Annotated in this window: 8 protein-coding genes; 4 read left to right on the plus strand and 4 right to left on the minus strand. The window is 64.0% G+C overall.

Going from position 1 to position 9,257, the window contains the following annotated elements:
* Positions 1-93: 93 nt before the first annotated feature.
* Positions 94-1,083 (plus strand): GlxA family transcriptional regulator, encoded by a 990-nt coding sequence (locus V6M89_RS20405; RefSeq protein WP_332854895.1) that lies wholly within the window; start codon positions 94-96, stop codon positions 1,081-1,083.
* Between the two features lie 12 nt (positions 1,084-1,095).
* Here the strand turns inward: V6M89_RS20405 and V6M89_RS20410 are convergent, their stop codons facing one another.
* Positions 1,096-2,349, minus strand: a complete 1,254-nt coding sequence (locus V6M89_RS20410; RefSeq protein ID WP_332854887.1) for a DEAD/DEAH box helicase — start codon at positions 2,347-2,349, stop codon at positions 1,096-1,098.
* Between the two features lie 109 nt (positions 2,350-2,458).
* On the opposite strand from V6M89_RS20410, the gene V6M89_RS20415 reads away from it, so the two are divergent.
* On the plus strand, positions 2,459-3,466 hold the full coding sequence (locus tag V6M89_RS20415) for a dipeptidase (RefSeq protein ID WP_332854888.1): 1,008 nt from the start codon (positions 2,459-2,461) through the stop codon (positions 3,464-3,466).
* Positions 3,467-3,469: 3 nt separating this feature from the next.
* Here the strand turns inward: V6M89_RS20415 and V6M89_RS20420 are convergent, their stop codons facing one another.
* Entirely contained in the window at positions 3,470-4,636 is a 1,167-nt protein-coding gene (locus V6M89_RS20420; protein ID WP_332854889.1) for a mandelate racemase/muconate lactonizing enzyme family protein, read from the minus strand.
* 93 nt (positions 4,637-4,729) lie between these two features.
* Between V6M89_RS20420 and V6M89_RS20425 the strand changes: the two genes are divergently transcribed.
* A complete protein-coding gene (locus V6M89_RS20425) occupies positions 4,730-5,659 on the plus strand; it encodes a LysR family transcriptional regulator (protein ID WP_332854890.1) in 930 nt (309 codons plus the stop codon).
* On the opposite strand, the gene V6M89_RS20430 is transcribed toward V6M89_RS20425, so the two are convergent.
* Positions 5,589-5,996 carry a hypothetical protein gene (locus tag V6M89_RS20430; protein ID WP_332854891.1) on the minus strand — a complete coding sequence of 136 codons (408 nt, stop codon included), beginning with the start codon at positions 5,994-5,996 and terminating at the stop codon, positions 5,589-5,591. The genes V6M89_RS20425 and V6M89_RS20430 overlap by 71 nt on opposite strands.
* 77 nt (positions 5,997-6,073) lie before the next feature.
* Here V6M89_RS20430 and V6M89_RS20435 point away from each other — a divergent pair, with 77 nt between their 5' ends.
* The gene (locus V6M89_RS20435) at positions 6,074-6,442 is read left to right on the plus strand and encodes a MerR family transcriptional regulator (protein ID WP_332854892.1); all 369 of its coding nucleotides are present in this window, start codon (positions 6,074-6,076) and stop codon (positions 6,440-6,442) included.
* On the opposite strand, the gene V6M89_RS20440 is transcribed toward V6M89_RS20435, so the two are convergent.
* On the minus strand, positions 6,429-9,257 hold a 2,829-nt coding region (locus V6M89_RS20440; protein ID WP_332854893.1), incomplete at its 5' end, for a PAS domain-containing hybrid sensor histidine kinase/response regulator. The genes V6M89_RS20435 and V6M89_RS20440 overlap by 14 nt on opposite strands.

Here is a 9,257-nt window from a genome sequence, read left to right on the forward strand (position 1 = left end):
GGATAAGGCGGAAGCGCCCGGTGAGTGACATTGTCCGTCGCCGTGCTGTTATTCAAAAGTGGCCCGAAGGCCACCATGCGATATAATCAGGCCATGTCCGCACGCACCTCACCCATCCAGAAATTCCGCATCGCCGTCATCGCCTTCGACGGCATCAATCCTTTTCACCTGTCGGTGCCGTGCCAGGTATTTGGCGCCCAGCGCGCCGACTGCGAGAGCGCAACCTTCGACGTCAAGGTATGCGCCGAAGATGCGGGGGCGCCGCTGACCACCACGGCCGGCTTCGAAATCGTCGCGCCCCACAGCCTTGCCGCCCTGGCCCGCGCGGATATCGTCATCCTGCCATCGTGGCATTCCGACTGCCGCCCTGCGCCCGCCAGCCTGCTGCAAGCCCTGCGCAAGGCCCACCAGCGCGGCGCGCAGGTAGTGGGCCTGTGCATAGGCGCGTTCCCGCTGGCGGAAGCGGGTCTGCTGGACGGCTTCTCAGCCACCACGCACTGGGCCAACGCCGACACCATGGCCGAGCGTTATCCCAAGGTCCGGGTCGACCGCGAGGTCCTGTATGTCGATGAGGGGAAAGTGGTCACGTCGGCCGGCGTGGCGGCGGGCCTTGATTGCTGCCTGCATTTGCTGCGGCAGCTGTGCGGAGCGGAAATCGCCAATCGCGTGGCGCGGCAAATGGTGGTTGCCCCGCACCGGCAGGGAGGTCAGGCGCAGTTCATCGAGCGTCCGCTGCCCGTCAACGGCAGCGATGACCGCTTCGCACAGGTGCTGGCATGGGTCGGGGAGGATTTGACGCAGAACCACAGTATCGACGCGCTGGCCGAACGGGCCTTGATGAGCCGGCGGAATTTCACCCGCCACTTCCGCCAAGCCACCGGCACCTCGGTCAAGCAATGGCTGCTCAACCAGCGCCTGGCCCATGCCCAGCATCTGCTGGAGAGCAGCGAGGTATCGATCGAGATGGTGGCGCAGCAGGCGGGGTTCGGTTCCGCGCTATCGCTGCGCCAGAATTTCCGGACGGCGTTGCGGACCTCGCCGTCCGAGTATCGCAAGTTGTACCGCTCCAGCGCGCTGGATTAACGGCGCGCTGGCTTACTCGCCGGCCGCCGCGGCGGCTTCGCGCAGCTTGTCCTTCTTGCTCTTGCGCTTGCCCTTGATGCCGCCGTTGACGGTATCCGTCACCGAATCGGCGGCAACTGGCGGCAGCGTCTCCACTGGCTCGAAGCCGGCGATCTCTTCGCGCGGCAACAGAATCTCCTGGCGTTTTTCGATCAGGCGGAAATGCTGTTCCGTCTCAGCGCTGACGAAGCTGATCGCCACGCCGCTCTCGCCCGCGCGGCCGGTGCGGCCGATGCGGTGCGTGTAGTCCACCGCCGAACGTGGCAAGTCGTAATTGACCACCGCCGGCAAACGGGCGATGTCGATACCGCGCGCCGCCACATCGGTCGCCACCAGCACCTGCAAGCGGCTGGCCTTGAAATCGCCCAGCACTTCGGTGCGCGCACCCTGGCTGAACTCACCGTGGAAGGCGCCGGCGCGGATGCCGTTGCGGTTCAGCTTATCGGCCACATGCTCGGCCGCGTACTTGGTCGCGACGAACACCAGCACCCTGCTCCACTTGTGCTCCTGGATCAGATGCTTGAGCAGCATGGTCCGGCGCGGCACGTCGACCATGATCGCGCGCTGCTGGATATCCGGTTTGCTCAGCGGCTCGGACAGCACCTCGATGCGCGTCGGCTGGTGCAGCATGCCGTCGGCCAGCGCCTGCACCGCCGGCGGGAAGGTCGCAGAGAAGAACAGGTTCTGGCGCTGCTTCGGCAGCAGTTCCAGGATACGGTTCAATTCTTCGCTGAAGCCCAGGTCCAGCAGGCGGTCCGCCTCGTCCAGCACCAGCATCGCCGTGCGCGAGATCTTCAGCGCATTGTGGTCGATCAGGTCCAGCAGCCGTCCCGGCGTGGCGACGACGATATCGGCGCCGCCACGCAACGCCATCATCTGCGGATTGATCGACACGCCGCCGAACACGATCGACACCTTGACCTGCATCGGCAGATGCGCCACCAGCTTGCGGATCGACTCGCCCACCTGGGCCGCCAGCTCGCGCGTCGGCACCAGGATCAGGCCATGCAGCTGGCGCGGGCCGTTGCGGTTGTCCAGCAGCGATTGCAGCAGCGGCAGCGCGAAGGCGGCGGTCTTGCCGGACCCGGTCTGCGCCGCGCCCAGCACGTCCTCCCCGCGCAGGATGGCGGGAATGGCGGCGCTCTGGATGGCGGTCGGCTCCTGGTAACCGATTTCGGTAACGGCGTTAATCAGTGAGGGAGCAAGGCCCAGCGAAGAAAAAGACATGTTGGCCTTAATAGTGTGAATTGTGTCAGTTCGCCAGTATAAAGCATGCGCGCCACACCCCGGCCGCTCCGATTTGCCCTGGACACGCATTCGTGGGAACATAGCATTTTTGACAAAGCCTACAACCATGATCAACTGGGACGCCCACGCTTGCCTGCCGCAGCATCCGCAAGCCGACTTCACGCCCGTCCAGCGGCTGCATGCCGCCGGGGTGAACTACGTCTCGCTCAACGTCGGGGGCGACATGAACCCGATCTCGCAAGTGATGTCCGTGATCGCCGGCTACCGCGCCACCATCGCCTCCGACCCGGACCGCTACGTCCTCGTCTCCAGCGTGGATGACGTGATCCAGGCCGCCGCCGACGGCCGCATCGCCATCAGCTTCGACCTGGAAGGCGCGATGCCGCTGCTCGACCAGCCGGAGATGGTCGCCCTGTACGCCCAGCTGGGCGTGCGCCAGATCCACTTCGCCTACAACCGCAACAACAGCATCGCCGACGGCTGCCACGACCTGCCGCGCGGCCTGACGCCGCTCGGCTACAGCATGGTGGGCGCCGTGAACGACGCCGGCATCCTGATGGACTGCTCGCATACGGGCCGCCTGTGCAGCCTCGATATCATGGCCGCGTCGTCGCAGCCGGTGATCTTCAGCCACGCCAATCCGTATGCGCTGGTGCAGCACGGCCGCAACGTCACCGATGAACAGATCCGCGCCTGCGCCGTCACCGGCGGCGTGGTGTGCGTGTCCGGCCTGTCGTGGTTCTTGGGTAAGGAGCACCCTGGCGCCGACGACGTCGCGCGCCATGCGGCCTATGTCGCGGACCTGGTGGGCGTATCGCACGTCGGCATCGGCCTCGATATCTGCTTCCAGCAGCCCGGCCTGGACGACACGCCGCCCGGCGATTTCGACCCGGGCTACTGGTGGCCCGCCTCCGCCGGCTACAGCGCCAGCCGTCCACCGACCTTCACGCCGCCGGAAGTCTGGCGCCAGCTGGCCGCCGCGCTGCGCAAGGTCGGCATGAGCGACAGCGAGACCGAACTTGTCATGGGCCGCAACATGATGCGCGTGGCGCAGCAGGTCTGGAGCAAGCCGCAGGCGCTGTTGAAGGCCGCCTGACGATCAGGCCCTGAGCGCCTTCATCTCCGCGTACAGGTTGGCCTTGCCCTCGAAGCCGATGCCGTTCAGGTCCGGCATCGTGATGTAGCCGTTGTCCACCCTCACACCGTCGGGGAAGCCGCCGAACGGCTGGAACAGGTCCGGATACGACTCGTTGCCGCCCAGGCCCAACCCCGCCGCGATGTTCAGCGACATCTGGTGGCCGCCGTGCGGGATGCAGCGCTCGCGCGACCAGCCATGCTCGTGCAGCATGTCCAGCGTGCGCAGATACTCGACCAGGCCGTAGCTCAGCGCGCAGTCGAACTGCAGCCAGTCGCGGTCCGCGCGCATGCCGCCGTAGCGTATCAGGTTGCGCGCATCCTGCATCGAGAACAGGTTCTCGCCGGTGGCCATTGGCTTGTCGTAGTAATTGCGCAGCGTGGCTTGCAGTTCGAAGTCCAGCGGATCGCCCGCCTCCTCGTACCAGAACAGATCGTACTGCGACAAGGCCTTGGCGTAGGCGATGGCGGTATCGAGGTCGAAGCGGCCGTTGGCGTCCACCGCCAGCTTCTGGCCGTCGCCCAACACGCTGAGGATGGAATCGATGCGGCGCAGGTCCTCGTCCAGCGATGCGCCGCCGATCTTTTTCTTCACCACCGTGTAGCCGCGATCGATATAGCTGCGCATCTCGTCCTTCAGCGCATCGTGGCTCTGGCCCGGATAGTAGTAGCCGCCCGCCGCGTAGACGAAAATCTTCTTGTCCGGCGTGCCGTTGCCGTAGCGGTCCGCCAGCAGCTGGAACAGCGGCTTGCCTTCGATCTTGGCCACCGCATCCCAGATCGCCATGTCGATGGTGCCGATGGCCACCGAGCGCTCGCCGTGGCCGCCCGGCTTCTCGTTGGTGTACATGCAGTCCCATACCTTGTGCGGATCGAGGTTGGTGCCGGCGTCGTTCATCAGCGAGATCGGATCGGCTTCCAGGATGCGCGGGATGAAGCGCTCGCGCATCAACATGCCCTGGCCATAGCGGCCGTTCGAGTTGAAGCCGTAGCCCACCACCGGCTTGCCGTCGCGGATCACGTCGGTGACCACCGCCACCAGGCTCAAAGTCATCTTGCTGAAATCGATGTAGGCGTTGCGGATCGGGGAACTGATAGGGATGGTCTTTTCGCGGATCTCGACGATTTTCATGGTGCTGTCTCCAGTGGGCTAAGAATGGAAGCAAGCTTACTCTTGAAAACCAGTCGTATAATTCACTGATATTTACTCCTTTATATACTTCAAGTGAATAATGACATCGTCTCCGAGCTGTCCTTCTTCGTGATGCTGGCCAAGCTGGGCAGCCTGTCCGCCACCGCGCGCGAGCTGGGCATCACGCCGCCCGCCGTCACCAAGCGCCTGATGCTGATGGAGCAGCGCCTCGGCGTGCGGCTGCTGAACCGCACCACGCGCCGCGCCAGCCTGACCAGCGAAGGCGAAACCTATCTGGCGCAGGCGGCGCGCATCCTCGGCGATATCCGCGACATGGAGGAATCCGTATCGAGCAGCCGCGCAGCGCCCAAGGGCCTGCTGCGCGTGAACGCCACGCTGGGCTTCGGCCGCACCACCATCGCGCCGCTGGTCTCCGCCTTCTCGCGCCGTTATCCCGATGTGGAAGTGCAGCTGCAACTGACCGACCGCGCCATCAACCTGGTGGAAGACGCCTACGACCTGGGCATCCGCTTCGGCGAGCTGCCCGATACGCGGCTGGGCGCGCGCAAGATCCTGTCTAACCAGCGCTTCCTGTGCGCTTCGCCGGCCTACCTGAAGCGCCACGGCGCGCCGCGCCTGCCGCAGGATCTGGCGCAGCACCGCTGCATCCTGCACCGCCAGAACAACGACACCCACAGCACCTGGAAGCTGGGCAAAGGCCGCAAGTCTGAAACGGTGAAGGTGCACGGCAGCCTGTCCAGCAACGACGGCGACGTGGTGCTGGGCTGGGCGCTGGACGGCCACGGCATCCTGCTGCGCTCCGAATGGGACGCATCCAAGTATCTCGACAGCGGCCGCCTGCAAGTGGTGCTGACCGATTACGCCCTGCCCTCGGCCGACCTGTACGTCTACTATCCGAGCCGGCAGCAGCAACCGGCCCGCGTGCGCGCCTTCATCGACTTCCTGGCGGAGAGCGTACCGGCAGCCACTGCGCCACGCAGAAAGCCATCTCCGGCACGATAAACAGCCAAAGCAGCGGCGCGCCGGTGACGGCCAGCGTCCAGATCATCCAGGTCGAGAACAGCAGCCGCGCCGCGCCATCGAAGCGGCCGAAGCGCTGCTGCGGATCGCTGATGCGCAGCAGCGACCACACCAGCACCACGCTGCCGAGCAGGCAGGCGAACAGCACGTGGAACGGCTCGAACGCCGGCAACGCGGCGCCGCCCAGCAGCCGGTTGATATCGTCCAGCTGCGCGCGGGCCAAGGCGAAGCTCCACGGCGTGGCGAAAGGCGCCGTCACGATCAAATCGTAGATGGCGCTGCCGAGGACAATTTTGCGAAAGGTGGATGGTGCGAGCATGACGTCTCCTGGAATATGGTGGAGCCATGCTAAAGCCTGGAGTACACTCCAAGGTCAAACGATATTTGGAGCTGTGTATGCAAATCGGAGAAATCGCCAGCGCCACGGGTCTAAGCCGGGACACCCTGCGCTTTTACGAGAAGCGCGGCCTGCTGCGGGCGCGCCGCAGCGCCAACGGCTACCGCGACTATCCGCCGGAAGCGGTGGACTGGCTGCGCTACATCCGGCTGGCGCAGAGCTTGGGCTTCACGCTGGCCGAAATCGAAGCCGATCTGCCGCTACTGGCCGAACCGGAATCGTCCGCGCCCCAGCTGCGCGCGGCGCTAGAGCGCAAGCTGGAGGACATCGACCAGCGCATCGAGGGCTTGCACACCCTGCGCGGCGAACTGGCGCGGCGGCTGGGCGAGAACATGCAGGCCTGCCCTTTGCAGGCTACTCCGAAGTGACGGGGTTGACGTCCACCACCCGATTGACCTCAGAAAAATGTTGGAGCGCCACATCCAGCGCATCCATGAACTCGCGCACCATGATGGGCTTGGTCAGATAATTGAAGAATCCGGCATCAATACCTTTTTCTATGTCGCGCGGCATGGCGTTGGCCGACAAGGCGATCACTGGGATATGCGCGGTAACCGGATCATCGCGCAAGATTCTCAGCGCGCCGTAGCCGCTCATTCCCGGCAGGTTGATATCCATCAGAATCAAATCGGGTTGATGTTGTTTGGCCAGCAAAACGCCGAGATGCCCCGTCACCGCGGTCATCAACTGCAGATCGCCTCGTCGCGCGATCAACTGCCCCACCAACGCCAGATTGGCCGGATTATCCTCGACGTACAGTAGCGTACGGCGATGGTCGATGTCGGTCCGGGCGATCTGGTCGTCGCCCCGGGCCGGCGTTAGGCCCGGCATTTCAGTTTCCAGTCCAGGCGCATCCGACGCCAACAGGTCGAACCAGAATTCGCTCCCCACGCCGACGGTGCTGTCGACACCGATGGTGCCTCCCATCAGTTCGATCAATTTCTTGGTCACCACCAGTCCTATGCCGGTGCCTTCCTCGGCGCTGGCTTCCTGCCCCAGCCGGTTAAACGGCTGGAACAGATGCGCCAGTTTGTCAGGCTGCAGGCCCACGCCGGTATCCATCACGCTGACGCGCACGCGGCCGTCGGGTTCGTGCTCGCAGTTCACCGTCACGGCGCCGCCGGGGCGATTGTATTTGATGGCGTTCGACATCAGGTTCACGATGACCTGTTTGACCCGGGTCCGGTCCGCATGCACGTAGAACGGCTGCTCGAAGCTCGGGAAATTCACGGCGATGCCACGTTGCTCGGCCTGAGGCGCCATCATGGCATTGCAATCGAGCAGCACCTCGGTTAAGGACATCGTCTCCTTGGAAAGGCTGACCTTGCCCGATTCGATCATCGCCAAATCGAGGATTTCGTTAATCAGGCGTAGCAGATACCAGCCGGCCTGCAGGATCTGATCGATCGCAGTTTTTTGCGCGGTGGTCGGTGGTGGTACATCCGACGCCATCAGTTGCGCGAAGCCCAGTACCGCGTTCAGTGGTGTGCGCAATTCATGGCTCATGCTCGACAGGAATTCAGATTTAGCCAGGTTGGCGATTTCCGCCGCCGCCTTGGCGCTTTCTAATTCAACATTGTTTTCCTGCAGCTTGTGTTCGAATTGCTTGCGGTCGGTGACGTCGCGCGCCGCCGCGAACACCCCCTGCAGCTTGCGGTCGCGGTCGTGGAAGGTCGAGGCGTTGAACGACACCACGGTCTCGAAACCTTCGCGCGACAGCGCGGTCAGTTCGTAGTTGGTGAGCTTGCCTTCGCGCAGTACGCGTGAGATGCCGGCTTGTGCCCTGTCCTGGTCGGTGAAGTAGTTCTTGAACGGCGCACCGATCAGTTCATCACGGGTGCAGCCGGTCAGCGACTCCATCTGCTGGTTGACGTCGGTGATGATGCCGCGCGGGTCGGTCGCCATCAGCGCGTCGATATTCGACTCAATCAGCGAACGGGTGTAGAACTGCTGATCGCGCAAGCGCTGATCGAGCACCGCCTGTTCGGCCTCGACCTGTTTGCGCACGGTGTTGTCGGTACCGATCAGCAGGTAGCCGATGATTTGTTCCCGGTCGTCGCGCAGCGCAGTCACCGAAACCATCGCCGGGAAGCGGCTGCCGTCCTGGCGGATGTAGGTCAGCTCATAGATGTCCTCGATGCCGCGCGAGGCCTTGAACACCAGCGCCTCGAAGCCCGGCGTGATCGACGTGCCCAGTTCGATGCTCAGCGTACGGGCGCGCGCGATCACCTCCAGCGGATCGGAAATATTGGCCGGCGTGATCTTGTTCAATACGTCCGAGGCCTTGTAGCCCAGCATGCGCTCGGCGCCGACGTTGAAAATCTGGATCACGCCTTGGGCGTCCGTGGCGATGCTGGAGAAGTTGGCGCTGTTGAAGATGGCGTTTTGCAGCGCCCCTGCTTTCTGCAATGCCTCCTCGGCGCGCTTGCGCGCGGTATTGTCGGTGCCGATCAGCAGGTAGCCGATAATGGTTTCCCGGTCGTCGCGCAGCGCGGTGACCGATACCATCGCCGGGAAACGGCTGCCGTCCTGGCGGATATAGGTCAGCTCATAGATGTCCTCAATGCCGCGCGACGCCTTGAACACCAGCGCCTCGAAGCCCGGCGTGATCGAGGTGCCCAGTTCCAGGCTGAGGGCGTTGGCGCGCACGATCAGCTCGCGCGGATCGGAAATATCGGCCGGCGTGATCTTGTCCATCACGTCGGCCGCCTTATAGCCCAGCATGCGCTCGGCGCCGACATTGAAAATCTGGATCACGCCGTGCGCGTCCGTGGCAATGCTGGAGAAGTTGGCGCTGTTGAAGATGGCGTTTTGCAGCGCGCCGGCTTTCTGCAGCGCCTCCTCGGCGCGCTTGCGCGCGGTGTTGTCGGTGCCGATCAGCAAATAGCCGATGATGGCGTCCTTGTCGTCGCGCAGCGCAGTGACCGATACCATCGCCGGGAAGCGGCTGCCGTCCTGGCGGATATAGGTCAGCGCATAGATGTCTTCAATGCCGCGCGAGGCCTTGAAGACCAGCGCTTCGAAGCCCGGCGTGATCGAGGTGCCCAATTCCAGGCTGAGCGCGGTGGCGCGCGCAATCAGTTCGCGCGGATCGGAAATATCGGCGGGCGTGATCTTGTCCATCACGTCGGCCGCCTTATAGCCCAGCATGCGCTCGGCGCCGACATTGAAAATCTGGATCAC

The sequence above is a fragment of the Duganella sp. S19_KUP01_CR8 genome, from assembly GCF_036688705.1.
Classification (GTDB): Bacteria; Pseudomonadota; Gammaproteobacteria; order Burkholderiales; family Burkholderiaceae_D; genus Rugamonas.